This window comes from Nocardia cyriacigeorgica (assembly GCF_005863245.1).
In the GTDB taxonomy this organism is placed as follows: Bacteria; Actinomycetota; Actinomycetes; order Mycobacteriales; family Mycobacteriaceae; genus Nocardia; species Nocardia cyriacigeorgica_C.
Genome location: NZ_VBUT01000005.1, coordinates 104556 through 119745 on the forward strand (window position 1 = coordinate 104556; position 15190 = coordinate 119745).

Sequence of the window (15190 nt, forward strand, 5' to 3'; positions counted from 1 at the left end):
CCCGAATGATACATCCACAATGGTATGTATCTAATCGAGGTGTCAGAACCAGGTATCGCGCATGTCCAGCGTGGTGGTGTCGCGGGCGGCCAGCAGGTCGAGCTGGGGACCGGTGCGGGGGAGTTCGAAGCGGAAGAAATACCGGGCCGCGTGCCGCTTGCCGTCGTAGAAGTCGCCCTCGTTCCCGGCGGTGGCCAGCACCTGCTGCAACCAGATCCACGCCAGGGTGATGTGGCCGAACGCTTCGAGGTAGATCGAGCTGTTGGCGAGTGCGGCCTCGATGTCGCCGTCGGCGAACAGGCCCACGGTCACCTCGACCAGTCGCTGCCACGACGATTCGAGCTGCGCGGCCATCTCGGCGGGCTCACCACCCTGTGCGCGAGCCTCGCCGATGGTCGCGCGAATGCGTTCGTCGAGCGCGCGCAAGCTGGCCCCGCCCTGCTGGGTGACCTTGCGGCCGAGCAGATCGAGGCCCTGAATGCCGTGCGTGCCTTCATGAATCGGGTTCAGCCGGTTGTCCCGGTAGTGCTGCTCGACGTTGTATTCGCGGGTGTAGCCGTAGCCGCCGTGCACCTGGATGGCCAGGCTGTTGGCCTCCAGGCACCACTGCGACGGCCAGCTCTTCGCAATGGGGGTGAGGATGTCCAGCAGCAGCGTCAGCGCGCGGCGCTCGTCGTCGGAGGAAGCGGTGCGGTGCTCGTCGACCAGCCGGGCGCAGTAGAGCACCAATGCGAGCGCGCCTTCGGCATACGCCTTCTGCGCCAGCAGCATTCGCTTCACATCGGCGTGCTCGATGATGGGACGCTGCGGTGCGGTGGGATCGGCCGCGCCCTTGGTCCGGCCTTGCGCACGGGTGCGCGCGTACTCGAGCGATTCGAGGTAGCCGGTGTAACCGAGGGCGGTGGCGACCAGGCCGACGCCGATGCGGGCCTCGTTCATCATCGTGAACATGTAGCCGAGCCCGCGATGCTGCTCGCCCACCAGATAGCCGATCGCACCCGGCGCGCCGCCCGGAGTCCACTTGCCCTCACCGAAGTTCAACACCGTGTTGACGGTGCCGCGGTAGCCCATCTTGTGGTTGAGCCCGGCCAGGGCGACGTCGTTGCGTTCGCCGAGGGAGCCGTCGTCCTCGACGAGGAACCGGGGCACCACGAACAGCGAAATCCCCTTGGTGCCGGCCGGCCCGCCCGGGATCTTGGCCAGCACCAAGTGCACGATGTTCTCGCCCAGCTCGTGATCGCCGCCGGAGATCCACATCTTGGTGCCGAAGAGCCGGTAGGTGCCGTCGGGCTGCGGTTCGGCGCGGGTGACGATATCGGCCAGCGACGAACCGGCCTGCGGCTCCGACAGGCACATGGTGCCGAAGAACCGGCCCTCCACCATCGGTCGCACGAACCGGTCGATGTGCTCGCGACCGTGGGTGAGCAGCAGGTTCGCATTCGCCATGGTGAGGAACGGATAGCCGGAGGTGCCCGGATTGGCGGCCTGGAACCAGGCGAAACTTGCCTGGGCCACGGTGGCGGGCAGCTGGGAGCCACCGAGTTCGTAGTCCATCGCCGCACCGGGCATCCCGGCCTCGGCGAAGGCGCGCAACGCGGCGCCCACCTCGGGAATGAGGGTGACGCGCTCACCGTCGAAGGTTGGTTCGTTGGCGTCGCCGAGCTTATTGTGCGAGGCGAAGTATTTCGTCGCCAGCTGTTCGCTCAGGTCGAGGACGGCGTCGAAGGTCTCCCGGGAATGCTCGGCGAACCGCTTCCGCTCGGTGAGCCGCTCGACGTCGAGCCATTCGTAGAGCAGGAAGTCGAGATCACGCCGGGACAGGAGAGTAGACCGCATCGAGCATCCCTTCGGTACAAGTTGCCTCCTGTGTACCATACTTTCCGCGGCGGCACCCGGCCCCTGTGGAGCGCCACAACCGCCCCGATGCCCTCAGTCCGCGGCGGGCCCGTAGTTCAGGTGCACGACGCCGTTGTCGTAGACATCGGTCGATATCAGCGCCAGCTTGGTGGTGGCGTCGTCGAAGAACCGTTCGCCCGTGCCCAGCGCGATCGGGTACACGAACAGGTGCAGATTGTCGACCAGGCCGTCCCGCAGCAGCGCGCGGACCAGCTGCCCGCTGCCACTGATGTAGAGGACGCCGTCGGTCTCGGCCTTGAGCTTGCGAATGACCTCGGGGTCGTAGGCGCCGAGACGGGTGCTGTTGGCCCACTCGACCGCCGGTTCCCGCGCACCGACGACGTACTTCATGGTGTCGTTGAAGAACGGCGCACCCGGATCGTCGTCAACGGTGCGGGTCGACCAGGCCGGCGCGAACATCTCGAAGGTGTTGCGCCCGAGCAGAATGCCGGTCGCGGCGCCGGTGATCTCGGCGAGGGTGTCGGCCATCTTCGGATCGAATCCGTAGGCGAAGGTGAAACTCGGGTCGTCGTACATTCCGTCGAGAGAGATGAACTCGTGTACTGCGATGGTCCCCACGGTGCTTCCTTTCGGTGCGCCCGCCGCCCCACGGACGCGGGTCGAAGTCTCCGGACCGACGCTGCCGGGCCTCATGCGACCGGCGGCATCGGCATTCTCGCCCGACGATAGGCGGTACGGCCCGGTCGCGCCGACGCTTTGCCTGCGATGCGCGGTCGACGGCCCGGCCGGGCGGCAGCATGGCCGCGACCGCCCGGGCCGGTGTCAGTCCATGCTCGCCAGCAGGGTGAGCACCGTCGACGCCATCGCCGCCGGATCACCGTCAGCCGGCCGCAGCACCAGGCCCGGGGTGAGCGGATGCTCGTACGGTGCGTCGACGCCGGTGAAATCGCTGATCTCACCCGCGCGCGCCTTGGCGTACATGCCCTTCGGGTCGCGGGACTCGCAGATCTCGAGCGGGGTGTCGACGAAGACCTCGAGGAACGGAATGCCCGCGGCCTCGTGCACGGCCCGCGCCCGGTCCCGGTCGGCCCGATACGGGCTGATCAGCGACACGATGGCGATGACGCCGGCCTCGGCGAACAGCCGCGCGACCTCACCGACCCGGCGCACGTTCTCCACCCGGTCCTCGGCGGAGAACCCGAGATCGGCGTTGAGGCCGTGGCGCAGGTTGTCGCCGTCGAGCAGGAACGCCGGGCGCCCGGACGCCACCAGCCGCCGTTCCAGCTCGACCGCGACCGTCGACTTGCCCGAGCCGGACAGGCCCGTCAACCACACCGTCATCCCGCGGGTCGCGCGCTCGGCACGTTCGACCGCGGTGGAATGCCACACCACCCGCGAGGACGGCAGGCTCGGGCCGGTGATCATGCCGCCGGCGACGGTATTGCCGGTGCTGTCGTCGACCAGCAGGAAGCTGCCGGTGGTGCGGTTGCGCCGGTAGGGATCGAACAGCAGCGGCTGCCTGGTCTGGAGTTGTACGCGCCCGATCTCGTTGAGTGACAACGCCGTCGCGTGCTCGTCGCGGTGCAGGGTGTTCACGTCGAGCCGGTAGTCCAGCGAGCGCACTTCCACCGGTGTCGAGCGGGTCGTGTGGCGCAGCGTGTAGGTTGCGCCGGCAGTGAGCTGGGCGTCCTCGGCGAACCAGCACACCATGGCGTCGAGATCGCGCCCGACCTGCGGGCGGTTGGCGGGACGGCAGATCAGGTCACCGCGCGAGACGTCGAGTTCGTCGGCCAGCTGCACCGTCACCGCCTGCGGCGGGAACGCTTCGTCGATGGGTACACCGCCCGGTCCGAAGATCGACCGGACAGTGGTGTTCAGACCCGACGGCAGCACCGTCACCTCGTCACCGGGTTTGAAGACGCCGCCGGCGATGGTTCCGGCGTAGCCGCGGAATTCCGGTGTGTGACTGCGGATCACGTACTGCACCGGCAGCCTGGCATCGATCAGGTTGCGGTCGGAGGCGATATGCACCTCTTCGAGATGGTGCAGCAGCGGGGTGCCCTCGTACCAGGGCATGGCGGTGCCGCGGTGCACGATATTGTCGCCGTGCAGGGCCGACATGGGCACGAAGCTGAGATCCGTGACGTCGAGCTTGGACGCGAAACCGGCGAATTCCTCGCGGATTTCGGTGAACCGCTGCTGCGACCAGTCCACCAGATCCATCTTGTTCACACACAGCACCAGATGCGGGATGCCGAGCAGCCCGGCCAGGAAGGCATGACGGCGGGTCTGCTCCACCACACCCTTGCGCGCGTCGACCAGCACCAGCGCCAGATCGGCGGTGGAGGCTCCGGTGACCATGTTGCGGGTGTACTGGATGTGGCCAGGGGTGTCGGCGATGATGAACTTGCGGCGCGGTGTGGCGAAATAGCGGTGCGCCACGTCGATGGTGATGCCCTGTTCGCGTTCGGCGCGCAGGCCGTCGGTGAGCAGCGCGAGGTTCGGATAATCCTCGCCGCGATCGCGGCTGGTGCGTTCCACCGCGTCGAGTTGATCGGTGAACAGGGTCTTGGAATCGAACAGCAGCCGTCCGATCAGGGTCGATTTACCGTCGTCGACGCTGCCCGCGGTCGCCAGGCGCAGCAAAGTGGTCATCAGAAGTAGCCTTCTCGTTTGCGGTCTTCCATCCCGGCCTCGGAGATGCGGTCGTCGGCGCGGCTGGCGCCGCGTTCGGTGACGCGGGCGGCGGCGACCTCGGCCACCACCTCGGCGGGCGAGGCGGCACTGGATTCGACACAGCCGGTGCAGGTGGCATCGCCGACGGTGCGGAACCGCACGGTCGACTCGTACGGCGTCTCACCGTCGAGCAGGTGCAGAAAACGGGTGTGCGCCAACAGCATTCCATCGCGCTGCACCACCGGCCTGCGATGCGCGTAGTACAGCGACGGCAGCTCGATGCCCTCGGCGGCGATATAGCTCCAGATATCGAGTTCGGTCCAGTTCGACAGCGGGAACACCCGGATGTGCTCGCCTGGCCGGTGGCTGCCGTTGTAGAGGTTCCACAGCTCGGGGCGCTGCCTGCGCGGATCCCACTGGCCGTATTCGTCGCGGAAGCTGAACACCCGCTCCTTGGCGCGCGCCTTCTCCTCGTCGCGCCGCGCGCCGCCGAAGACAGCCTCGAAGCGGCCCTCGCGCACACAGCGCAGCAGTGTGGTGGTCTGGAGCCGGTTGCGGGTGGCGCGGGGTCCGCTGTCCTCGGTGACACGGCCCGCATCGATATCGTCTTGGACCCGGCCGACGATCAGCCGCAGCCCCAGCCGCCGCACCGTGCGATCACGAAACTCGATCACCTCGTCGAAATTGTGCCCGGTGTCGATATGCAGCACCGGGAACGGCAGCGGGGCGGGCCAGAAGGATTTGGCGGCGAGGTGCAGCATCACCACCGAATCCTTGCCCCCGGAAAACAACAGCACCGGGCGTTCGAAAGTCGCTGCGACTTCACGGAATATATGTGCCGACTCGGCCTCGAGCGCGTCCAGATGGGGAAGCTCGTAGGTGTTCGCCGCCGACTTTGCGTACTGGCTCACGATCCAAAACTAGAACACGTTTCGGGAATTGGTCAATGGTTTGCAGCCACCGGACTTTTCGGTGACGGCATCGGCGGCCGCGACGAGGGCTTCGCCGCGGCGGCCGATCTCCGCGCCGGTGATCGACGCGCCGACATACATCGTGAGCACCATGTTCTGCCTGCCGTCGGCGTCGTAGGTCGGCGCGGCCAGCAGGCTCACCGGATGCTGTTTGCGTGGCCGCAGATCGGTGCCCAGATACACCCGTTCGCCCAGGCTCGTGACCAGCTCGGCGACCACTTCACGCAGATCGTCGGGCAGTTCGCGGGCGGCGAATCCCGCCAGCAGCGAATACAACCGCCGCCCGGCCGCCGTCATGGATTCCACCAGGTAGCCGCGTTCGCGGCATTCGGCGACGATCTGGCGCAGCCGGGCCTCGTCCTGCTGCAACGGCACCGTCGCCGGCATGGCCAGCCACGCGTCGAAGGCCGCGTCGGTATCCCACAGCACGTACATCAGGCCGACCGGTGGTGCGAAATGGTAGGAAGCGCCCACTTTGACCATGCCCGGGCCGGTGCTCTCCAGCACGATGATCTGCTCGCCGACCACCGCCGATGCGGTGCAGGTGGTGCGGTATTCCTGGCTGAGGCGGGCCAGTTCGGGATGGGCAACGCCGGCGATGGCGAAGCTGTCCTGCGCGACCCGGCCCGCGGCGATGAGCGCGGGACCGGGGCCGTAGGTGCGGGTGCGCGGATCGCGGACCAAGTAGCCGCCCGCAGTGAGCTCGGTGAGGATGCCGAGTGCGGTGGGTTTGGCCAGGTCGAGGGTGCGGGCCAGCTCGGAGAGCCCGACCCGCTTGCCCTGCTGCTCGACGATGAAATCCAGCACCTGCACCACCCGCCGGGTCGGCGCGGATCGCCGTTCGACCATTGACCACTCCTAGAACACGTTCTAATGTCTCTGGTAGCAGAATGTACCAGAGCGGTACATATATGGAACACCGGAGAGTCTATTGCTGACGCAACCGTTCGCGGACGCCATCGCCGCCGCCGAGAAGATCATCACCGAAGCGCCGCATATCCGGACCGAACAGGATCTCGTCGAGGGCTACGACTATCTGGCGGGCAGTATTCGGGCCGCCATTCAGATGGCGTGGGCGTATGAACGCGATTTCCCGTTCTTCGTCCAGTCGACGGGCCCGTACACGAAAATGGGGCTGGACAATCCGGACACGCTCTACTTCCATTCCTATCTGCGTCCGGATGCCGAATATGTGGTCACCGGTACCCGCGGCACCACCCGCGATCTGAGTTTCCAGGTATTGAACGGCGACTATTCGCCCGTCGACGTGCCCGACAGCACCACTGCATTCGACGATCGCGCCATCGATATCGCCGCGGACGGGTCTTTCGAGGTTCGTTTCGGTCCGGGTCCTGCCGGCCGGAACTACATCACCCTCGCCCCTGATTCGGCCATGCTGGTGGTGCGCGAGGTTTTCAGTGACTGGAGTGCCGAGAAGCCCGGCACCCTGCGCATCCGGCGCGCCGACAAGGCCGGTGCCGCGCCGCCGCCGCTGACCAAGGATCTGATGACCAAGCGCTACGGTGTGGCGGGCAAGATGCTGGTCTCCCGGTTGCAGACCTTTCTGGCGTTCCCGCAGTGGTTCTACCTGAACCTGCCGGTCAACACCATGACCGAGCCGCGCAGCACCCCGGGCGGGCTGACCACGCAGTTCTCCTCGGCCGGGCATTACGAACTCGCCGACGACGAGGCGATGATCATCACCGTGCCGAAGTCGGATGCGCCCTACCAGGGCTTCCAGCTCGGCAGCATGTGGTATCTGTCGCTGGATTACATCAACCACCAGACCAGCCTCACCGCCGACCAGGCACACGTGGATCCGGACGGGATGATCCGGCTGGTGGTCAGCGAACGCGATCCGGGCTTGGCCAACTGGATCGAAACCACCGGGCACGCTCGCGGCTACTTGCAGTTCCGCTGGCAACGGCTGTCCCGGGACATGAAACCCGAGGACGGACCCACGGTCGAAGTGGTGAAGTTCGATGAGATCGCGGCCAGGCTGCCGTACCACGAGCAGGCGCGGGTGACCCCCGAGCAGTGGCGTGAGCGCATCGCGGCCCGGCAGGCGGCGGTGGCGGAAAGGATGCTCGGCTGATGTTGTTGCAGGACAAGGTAGTCGTCGTCTCCGGGGTCGGTCCCGGCCTCGGCCGTGCCATCGCGGTCCAGGCCGCGGCCGCCGGCGCCGACGTGGTGCTCGCCTCGCGCACCGAATCCCGGCTGGCCGAGGTCGCCAAGGAGATCACCGACCTCGGCAGGCGCGCGGTGGTGGTGCCGACCGATATCAACGACGAAACGGCGGCGCAGAACCTGGTGGAATCGGCGCACAGCGCCTTCGGCCGGGTGGACACGCTGGTGAACAACGCGTTCGCCATCCCGCCCATCGTCGACCTGGCCGACGTCGAACTGGACGCGGTGCGCGCCGGCTTCGAAACCAACGTGCTCGCGGCGCTGCGGCTGACCCGGTTGTTCGTGCCCACGCTCGAGGAAACCAAGGGTTCGGTGGTGATGATCAACTCCGCCGTACTGCACCACTCACGGCGCACCTTCGGCCCCTACAAGATGGCCAAGGCGAGCCTGCTGGCGCTGGCGCAGAGCCTGGCCACCGAACTCGGCCCCCGCGGCATCCGGGTGAATTCCGTTGCCCCCGGCTATATCTGGGCCGACAACCTGAAATGGTATTTCAACTACCTGGCCGAACAGCGCGGCATCACCCGCGACGAGGTGTACGCCGAAACCGCCGCCACCATCGACCTGCGCAGACTGCCGGAGCCCGACGAGATCGCCGACGCGGTCGTCTTCTTCGCCTCGCCGCTGGCGCGGGCGATCACCGGGGCGTGCCTGGATGTCAACTGCGGGGAGTACCACAATTGAGGAGCGAAACGCACATGATCGGTAGGGACGACGTCGGCACCATCGACGATCTGCACGCCTCGGCGAGCAAGGTGGTCGGGCTGACCGATTTCGGCGCCGACGACTACCGCGAAGGTCTGCAAGTCCTGCTGGATTCCTATGCCAGGGACGCGGAACTGACCCCGTTCGGCAACAAGGTCAACCGCGCCTTCTTGCGTGGTGCGCTGATCGCGCGGCTGCTGAGCGAATCGGCCTGTCAGCAGTTCCCGCAGTACGCGCAGGTGCCGATCGAGCGGCCGATCTTCGTCACCGGATTGCCGCGTTCGGGCACCACGGCCGTGCACCGGCTGCTGACCGCCGATCCCGGGCATCAGGGGCTGGAAATGTGGCTGACGGAGATGCCGCAGCCGCGTCCGCCGCGCGAGACGTGGGAGCAGAACCCGATCTTCCAGCGGTTGCAGGCCGCCTACGACAAGCATCACGTCGAGCACCCGGAATTCATGGGGGTGCACCATATTTCGGCCGACCAGGTGGAGGAGTGCTGGCAGCTGCTGCGGCAATCGGCGATGTCGATCTCGTATGAGTGCCTCGGCTACCTGCCCACCTATTCGGAGTGGCTGCGGGAGCAGGACTGGACCGGCGCCTACCGCAGGCACCGGCGCAACCTGCAACTCATCGGCCTCAACGACGTCGACCGGCGGTGGGTGCTGAAGAACCCCAGCCACCTGTTCGCCCTCGACGCGCTGCTCGCGGTGTACCCGGACGCGTTGATCATCCAGATGCACCGGGCACCCAGCACCATCATCGCCTCGGTGTGCAGCCTGAACGAACAGGCCTCGGCCGGCTGGTCGGACAAGTTCCGCGGCGCGGTCGTCGGGCGCACCCAGCTCGAACTGTGGTCACGCGGCGCGCAACGTTTCCTCGACGACCGCAAGAAGCATGACGCTGCCCAGTTCTGCGACGTGTACTACGACGATTTCGTTGCCGACCCCATCGGCACCGTCGAAGGCATCTACCGCCACTTCGACCTCGACCTCACCGACGAGGCCCGCGCGGCGATGACCGCACTGCATTCCGAATCCACCTCGGGTGCGGCACGACCGGCGCACAAGTACACCCTCGCTGATTTCGATCTCACCGCCGAAGCCGTCGACGCCAGCTTCGGGCCGTACTTGGAGGCGCATTTCCCGGCGCGCTGAGCGTCTTCCGGCCGGTCGCCGCAGCCCGCAGGTCGCGGCGGACCGGCCGGATCGTCGCATTCACGGCCCTTGCCTGCCCGGGGTGTGTCGGTGCGCCGTGGCGCCTGTCGTCGGATCCACTGCCGGGGCCTAGCGCTGGGTTGCGATGCTCCAGCGTGCGATGCCGCGCTGCCGGCTGACGGCTGCCGCGAGCTACGCCCGGCGTTGCGCACACCTTGCGAGGATCTGAAGGTTGCCGCGGACGGCAGCGGTGATCCGGTCTCCACCATCCGCAACGGCCGATCGCACGATCAGGGCTGGCCGGGCTTGAGCACGATGAACAGCCCGTTGGCCTCGGCGCACAGGCGCTCGCCGTCGTGCAAGGTCGCGCGCACATACACCTTGCGGCCGTCGCGGCGCTCGGCCCAGGTGCGCAAGGACAGTTCCTTGTTGAGCGGGGTGATGGAGCGGTAGTCGACGGTCAGCGAGGCGGTGCGGGTGACGCCGCCCGCGTAGAGGGCCGCCGCCATGCCGAGCAGGTCGTCGAAACCGACCACGATCTGGCCGCCGTGGGCCGCGGCATTGCCGCCGAGGTGGAAGGTGCGGAAGGTGATCCTGGCCTCGACGCCGTCCTTGCTCGCCTTGTCGATCACATACGGCGGGATGGTGATGTTGCCGCGTGCGGGCAGATCCGCCCGGGTCCAGGTGGGCGCCGACCATTCGTCGACGACGGCGGCGTCGAGGCGGTCGTTGAGCTCTTTGAGGACGCCGATCGTCTCCACCGCGAGCTCATCGGAGGGGCACGACAGCCGCACGCGGTCCATGAGCCTGCGGACTTCCTCGATGAACGCGCCGTAATGCGGACCACCGCGGGTGATGTCGGCATCCTTGGCCGCGTCGATGAGCTCCGACATGGGCCGGAAGCCGCCCTCGTGATGCTCGGCGTCGGGCAGTGCGCTGCCGGCCAGGTCTTCGGTCATGAGAACACGTTATCGGTAGCCCGCCGAATGCTCGGTGACCGGGGCGGGCGGTTCAGCCGGTGCGCAACGACTCGAGCAGGGTGCGCGCTGCGGCGGTGACGTCTTCCTCGAGCCACTCCGGGAGTTCGGGTGCGTGTGCGTGCCTGCGCAACGCGGCGTAGGGCAGGTCGACGATCGCGCGACTGACGGCGTCCACCTCACGGTCACCGGCACGCCCGGTCAAGCCCGTGGCGATCCGCCGCAGATGCTCGATCAGCGGTGCGTTCATCCCGGCCAGCCGCGCGCCGAACTCCTCGTCCGGGCTGCCGTCGAGCAGATCGCTGGGCCGCAGGCTGAGCAGCAGCCGGGCATCCTCGGGCAGGTCACGGCCGAATCCGATCGCCGCGCGCGCCATGGCGACCCCGGCCGCGAGCGGATCGGGCTCGTCGGCGGCGGCCTTGACCCGGTCCTGGAAGCGTTCGAGCGCGCGAATCCACGCGGCGGTGAGCACGCCGTTGCGGTTGCCGAAACGGTGGTAGAGCGTGCCCACCGGCGCGCCGCTGGCGTCGGCGATGGCGGCCACGCTCGCCGCGCGCGGCCCCTCGGCAAGGACCAGGGCGCGGGCTGCGTCGAGGATCACATCGGTGTCGTGCTTGCGGGGTGGAGCCATGTACTAGTACGTTCCTTCCATATGGAGCGATTGCCCTATATCGATGAGCATGCCAGATCGGTCGACGCCAACCGCGACCGGACCTGGAAAGCATTGCTGAAAGTTGTCTGCAAGGACCCGGCCGATCCGTCGACCGTGCCCGCCGGATTCGCGCTGGAGGAGGCCGATCCGCCGCGCCGGCTCGCCCTCGCCGGCAGCCACCCCTTCTCCCGCTACAGCCTCACCTTCGAACTCGACGACGACGGCCCGCGCCGCACCGTCGTGCGTGCCATCACCCGCGCCGAATTCCCCGGCCTCGCCGGTTCGATCTACCGGGCGCTGGTGATCGGCACCGGCGGGCACAAGCTGGTGGTGCGCAGGCTGCTCGCCCGCATCGTGGCGGCGGCATGAACGCCGGACTGGTGTGGGGCGCCACCGAAGCCGAACGCGACGCGCCGCTGCCCTGCGATGAACTCGAACCCGACGCCGCCGTCGTCGCCGACCGCGCCATCAGCATCGCCGCCCCGCCCGCTCTGGTGTTCTCCTGGCTGTGCCAGATGCGGGTGGCCACCTACAGCTATCGCATCGGCAATCGCTGGAAATCCAGTCCACGGGTGCGTGATCCGCAATTGACAGAACTCGCGGCCGGGCAGCGCTTCATGGGCCAGTTCGATCTGGAATCGTTCGCCCTCGGCAGGCATGTGACCTTGCGCGCCGGCGACATCTGCGTGACGTACGCGGTGCGGCCGGAGGGGGCGGGCACCCGGCTCGTCGCCCGGGTCCGCTTCGGTGGGCCGGCTCTGATCGGCCGGGTGCTCGCCCTCGGCGATGTGATCATGATGCGCAAACAGTTGCGCACGCTCCAGGAGCTGGCCGAAGCCGAGGCCGCGAGCGGCTGAGCACCACACCGTCGAATCCGGCATGGTCGGGCCTGCTTTCACCGATCCGCTGAAACCGGTCCGGGTGGCCGTGCAATGATGTCACCCGGAAAAGCGGCCGCGACGGCAGGTAATCGAGATGCCGTCGGCCCACTCCGGTCGCAGCACCGGGCTTTTCCGCGTCACACCGATCGACACTGCTCGACCACGCACCGTCGCAGACCTGATCGATAGCTCGTAGCGCCACACTGCCCGTCGCGATTTCCGCGCGGACCGTGCGCTGAATCAGGTCCGCACGGGCACTCGTCAGAACTGTTCGAACGTGGAAAGGACTGTGGCACGTGCACTCCCTGGATTCATGGCCGGACGCGGCAGCGCGGGACGGTGGTCGTTCGTGACCGCCGCGCACCAGATTCTCGAGCTGACCGACGAGTTCTATCAGGATCCGCACGCCGTCTACCGGACGCTTCGCGCACGCGGACCGATCCACCGGATCCGGCTGGACGGGGTGGTGGGCTGGCTGGTCGTCGACCACGAGGTCGCCAAACAGGCCTTCGTCGAGCCGAGCATCAGCAAGCGGATCGGATCACCGGAAGGCCAAGCGATCCTGGCCAAACACGGTGCCGGCGAGATGTTCAACGCCGCCATCAACGACAACATGCTCTTCGCCGACCCGCCGCAACACAACCGGCTCCGCAAACTGGTGTCGAAAGCCTTCGCCGGCCGCGCCATCCGTGAGCTCGGCCCGCGCATCACCGAACTCGCTGACGCCCTGCTCGACGATATGGCCGGACGCGAGGCCGTCGACCTGCTCGACAGCTACGCCTTCCCGTTGCCGATCGCGGTGATCTGCGAGCTGCTCGGCGTGCCCGACGACGACAAGGACGACTTCCGTTCCTGGACAGCCGTTCTGGTCAACGATTCCGCGCCCATCGAGGACCGCACCACCGCCGGGATCAGCTTCTTCACCTACCTGACCGAGCTGATCGCCGCCCGCACCGACGATCCGCGTGAGGATCTGCTGTCGGAGCTCATCATCGCCAAGGACGACGACGACCGGCTCGACCAGCAGGAACTGATTGCGATGCTGTTCCTGCTGCTGGCCGCCGGTCACGAAACCACCGTAAACCTCATCGGCAACGCGGTGCTCGAGCTGCTGCGCGATCCGGTCACCGCCGAGCGGCTGCGCCGCGATCCGGACGGGATTCCGGCCTTCCTCGACGAGGTGCTGCGCTGTCAGGGCCCGGTGCATCTGGCCACCGCGCGCTACACGACGGCGCCGATCACGTTGGGCGGACAGGATATCGAGGCCGGCGAATTCATCATGATCTCCCTCGCCGCCGCCAACCGCGATCCGCGCCTGTTCACCGAGCCCGACCGCATGGATCCCGGCCGCACCGACCACCGCCATATCGCCTTCGGTCACGGCATCCACTACTGCCTCGGCGCCGCCTTGGCCCGCACCGAGGCCACCATCGCCCTCACCCGCCTGCTCGACCGCATCCCGGCGATGTCGCTGGACGCCGAGTTCGGCGATCTGCGCTGGCGCAAGAGTTTGCTGATCCGGGGGCTCGCCGAACTTCCGGTGCGCCTCGGCGGCACGGAAACGGTCGCCGCAGCCGGTGCGGACGCGCGGTATTCGATGAACTGAGTATCCGGTCGCGGGCCGATTCGTTCGAGTCGGCCCGTGGATCGGGGAATAGGCGCCGAGACGCGGACCTTGGAGCTCTATATGACCAGTGCTGAGTTGTTGATCGACGGATTCGGGCGGATCCGGGAGAACGTGCATGGGGCGGTCGAGGGGTTGACTGGTGCTGAGCTGGGGGTTCGGCTGGACGCGCAGGCCAATTCGATCGCGTGGCTGGTGTGGCATCTGACCCGTGTGCAGGACGATCACATCGCCGATGTCGCGGGGACCGAGCAGGTGTGGACGCGCGACGGATGGGCGGGGCGATTCGGGTTGCCGTTCCCCGACGGCGACACCGGGTACGGGCACAGCACCACCGACGTCGACGCACTCGCCGGCATGTCGGCAGAGCTGCTGCTCGGATACCACGACGCGGTGCACGCCCAGACCGTCGACTACGTCTCCGGCCTCACCGACGCCGACCTGCCGCGGGTGGTCGATACCCGCTGGGACCCGCCGGTGACGCTCGGCGTACGGCTGATCAGCGTCATCGACGACGACATCCAGCATTCCGGGCAGGCGGCGTTCATTCGCGGAATCGTGTTGCGGCGCAGGTAGTTCGGTACGATCGATCCGGCTGATCGCTAGCGGCCAACACGACCGCCCGGCTTGTCAGCAGCTCACGACGCCGACGCGCGGCCATCGACTACCGATGAACCACCGGTCGGAACCGTCATTGATCGCCGATCCGGGCCGGCTGGGTGGTGTGAGGATTTATCGGTCGCTTGATTTGCTGTTCTTGGTCGAGCTGTTAGCTTTGGCGGGCCGTTTCCCGGCGAGGATCGATTCGGCCTGTTCCCTGCGTTGGCGGACCTGTTCGGGGGTCAGGGGAACACGTCGGGGCCGCAGCTCATCCCTGGTCAACGCGCTCATTGCGGTTCCTCCATTACGGTCGCCTGAATACGCCACATACTACGCGTTTGATCGAAGTACACATCCATGATGAAGTACCGCCGCGCGTCGATCACCAGGACCTCCCGCTCTTCGCGGACCTCCGCGAGCTCGCCCAGCCGGAGCGCAGGAGTTCCGGCCGGCACGACCAGTTCGAGTATCACCGGGTGGCGATGGCGAAGTGAGCGTGGCGGGACGTCGACGCCGGAAGTCGACAGGAATGCGTCCTCAACGAATTCCTGATCGATCAAGGCCAGAGCGGAGGCTGCATCGACGATGCCGTATAGGTCTGCTTCCGTCTCCCGGGTCACGCGGACGGCGGTGGGTAGCGGATAGCGGCGCAGGCCGGATCGGATCGCGATGATCCGGCGCTCGATGCTGGGAGTCATCGGTGTCAGTCCGCGCATCGCCGCGTTGACCAGCTCGAAACCTCCGAGCGCGTAGGCTTCGATCTCGGCGCGCTCGTTATCTGTCAGTCGGTCGGGAGTCTGTCCGGCGAGCTCTGCCGATGCCAACGGCAATGTGTCGAATGACTGCCAATGCTGTTGCCCCCCTTGCTCTGTCACGCCTCGTAGTCTATCGGGCCGATGGGCA

Annotated in this window: 15 protein-coding genes; 7 read left to right on the plus strand and 8 right to left on the minus strand. The window is 67.2% G+C overall.

From position 1 onward, the window contains the following. Positions 1-42: 42 nt before the first annotated feature. From FEK34_RS13645 to FEK34_RS13665, 5 genes are all read right to left on the minus strand, one after another. On the minus strand, positions 43-1836 hold the full coding sequence (locus FEK34_RS13645; protein WP_138448252.1) for an acyl-CoA dehydrogenase: 1794 nt from the start codon (positions 1834-1836) through the stop codon (positions 43-45). A gap of 93 nt (positions 1837-1929) precedes the next feature. After that, on the minus strand, positions 1930-2475 hold the full coding sequence (locus FEK34_RS13650) for a dihydrofolate reductase family protein (protein WP_138448253.1): 546 nt from the start codon (positions 2473-2475) through the stop codon (positions 1930-1932). Between the two features lie 204 nt (positions 2476-2679). Continuing rightward, a complete protein-coding gene (gene cysC / locus FEK34_RS13655; protein WP_138448254.1) occupies positions 2680-4512 on the minus strand; it encodes an adenylyl-sulfate kinase in 1833 nt (610 codons plus the stop codon). Further along, positions 4512-5444 carry a sulfate adenylyltransferase subunit CysD gene (gene cysD, locus FEK34_RS13660; RefSeq protein WP_138448255.1) on the minus strand — a complete coding sequence of 311 codons (933 nt, stop codon included), beginning with the start codon at positions 5442-5444 and terminating at the stop codon, positions 4512-4514. Before cysD ends, cysC begins: the two co-directional genes overlap by 1 nt. A 9-nt stretch (positions 5445-5453) precedes the next feature. Continuing rightward, on the minus strand, positions 5454-6353 hold the full coding sequence (locus FEK34_RS13665) for a helix-turn-helix domain-containing protein (RefSeq protein WP_138448256.1): 900 nt from the start codon (positions 6351-6353) through the stop codon (positions 5454-5456). A gap of 82 nt (positions 6354-6435) precedes the next feature. Between FEK34_RS13665 and FEK34_RS13670 the strand changes: the two genes are divergently transcribed. Genes FEK34_RS13670 through FEK34_RS13680 form a run of 3 tightly spaced genes read left to right on the plus strand, consistent with a single transcriptional unit; the run spans position 6436 to position 9553 of the window. After that, positions 6436-7599 carry a DUF1214 domain-containing protein gene (locus tag FEK34_RS13670; RefSeq protein WP_138448257.1) on the plus strand — a complete coding sequence of 388 codons (1164 nt, stop codon included), beginning with the start codon at positions 6436-6438 and terminating at the stop codon, positions 7597-7599. Further along, on the plus strand, positions 7599-8375 hold the full coding sequence (locus tag FEK34_RS13675) for an SDR family oxidoreductase (RefSeq protein ID WP_138448258.1): 777 nt from the start codon (positions 7599-7601) through the stop codon (positions 8373-8375). Before FEK34_RS13670 ends, FEK34_RS13675 begins: the two co-directional genes overlap by 1 nt. Before the next feature lie 14 nt (positions 8376-8389). Then, on the plus strand, positions 8390-9553 hold the full coding sequence (locus FEK34_RS13680; protein WP_138448259.1) for a sulfotransferase family protein: 1164 nt from the start codon (positions 8390-8392) through the stop codon (positions 9551-9553). Positions 9554-9843: 290 nt separating this feature from the next. On the opposite strand, the gene FEK34_RS13690 is transcribed toward FEK34_RS13680, so the two are convergent. Beyond that, complete coding sequence (locus FEK34_RS13690) at positions 9844-10512, minus strand: PaaI family thioesterase (protein ID WP_138448260.1); 669 nt, start codon at positions 10510-10512, stop codon at positions 9844-9846. Positions 10513-10564: 52 nt separating this feature from the next. Further along, positions 10565-11161, minus strand: coding sequence for a TetR/AcrR family transcriptional regulator (locus FEK34_RS13695; RefSeq protein ID WP_138448261.1), 597 nt, complete (start codon positions 11159-11161; stop codon positions 10565-10567). 21 nt (positions 11162-11182) lie between these two features. Between FEK34_RS13695 and FEK34_RS13700 the strand changes: the two genes are divergently transcribed. From FEK34_RS13700 to FEK34_RS13715, 4 genes are all read left to right on the plus strand, one after another. Next, positions 11183-11551, plus strand: coding sequence for a hypothetical protein (locus tag FEK34_RS13700; RefSeq protein WP_138448262.1), 369 nt, complete (start codon positions 11183-11185; stop codon positions 11549-11551). Further along, a complete protein-coding gene (locus tag FEK34_RS13705; protein WP_138448263.1) occupies positions 11548-12039 on the plus strand; it encodes a hypothetical protein in 492 nt (163 codons plus the stop codon). The genes FEK34_RS13700 and FEK34_RS13705 overlap by 4 nt, the downstream gene beginning before the upstream one ends. Positions 12040-12352: 313 nt before the next feature. Then, entirely contained in the window at positions 12353-13669 is a 1317-nt protein-coding gene (locus tag FEK34_RS13710; RefSeq protein ID WP_212748754.1) for a cytochrome P450 family protein, read from the plus strand. Positions 13670-13750: 81 nt separating this feature from the next. After that, the gene (locus FEK34_RS13715; RefSeq protein ID WP_138448264.1) at positions 13751-14263 is read left to right on the plus strand and encodes a mycothiol transferase; all 513 of its coding nucleotides are present in this window, start codon (positions 13751-13753) and stop codon (positions 14261-14263) included. Between the two features lie 311 nt (positions 14264-14574). Here the strand turns inward: FEK34_RS13715 and FEK34_RS13720 are convergent, their stop codons facing one another. Continuing rightward, a complete protein-coding gene (locus FEK34_RS13720; protein ID WP_171048211.1) occupies positions 14575-15162 on the minus strand; it encodes an ADP-ribosyltransferase in 588 nt (195 codons plus the stop codon). Between the last annotated feature and the right edge of the window lie 28 nt (positions 15163-15190).

Coding starts and splice junctions, on each gene's coding strand:
- FEK34_RS13700 (WP_138448262.1), top strand. CDS start 11,183: ATGGAGCGATTGCCCTATATCGATGAGCATGCCAGATCGGTCGACGCC.
- FEK34_RS13690 (WP_138448260.1), bottom strand. CDS start 10,512: ATGACCGAAGACCTGGCCGGCAGCGCACTGCCCGACGCCGAGCATCAC.
- cysC (WP_138448254.1), bottom strand. CDS start 4,512: ATGACCACTTTGCTGCGCCTGGCGACCGCGGGCAGCGTCGACGACGGT.
- FEK34_RS13680 (WP_138448259.1), top strand. CDS start 8,390: ATGATCGGTAGGGACGACGTCGGCACCATCGACGATCTGCACGCCTCG.
- FEK34_RS13695 (WP_138448261.1), bottom strand. CDS start 11,161: ATGGCTCCACCCCGCAAGCACGACACCGATGTGATCCTCGACGCAGCC.
- FEK34_RS13675 (WP_138448258.1), top strand. CDS start 7,599: ATGTTGTTGCAGGACAAGGTAGTCGTCGTCTCCGGGGTCGGTCCCGGC.
- FEK34_RS13705 (WP_138448263.1), top strand. CDS start 11,548: ATGAACGCCGGACTGGTGTGGGGCGCCACCGAAGCCGAACGCGACGCG.
- FEK34_RS13645 (WP_138448252.1), bottom strand. CDS start 1,836: ATGCGGTCTACTCTCCTGTCCCGGCGTGATCTCGACTTCCTGCTCTAC.
- FEK34_RS13715 (WP_138448264.1), top strand. CDS start 13,751: ATGACCAGTGCTGAGTTGTTGATCGACGGATTCGGGCGGATCCGGGAG.
- FEK34_RS13665 (WP_138448256.1), bottom strand. CDS start 6,353: ATGGTCGAACGGCGATCCGCGCCGACCCGGCGGGTGGTGCAGGTGCTG.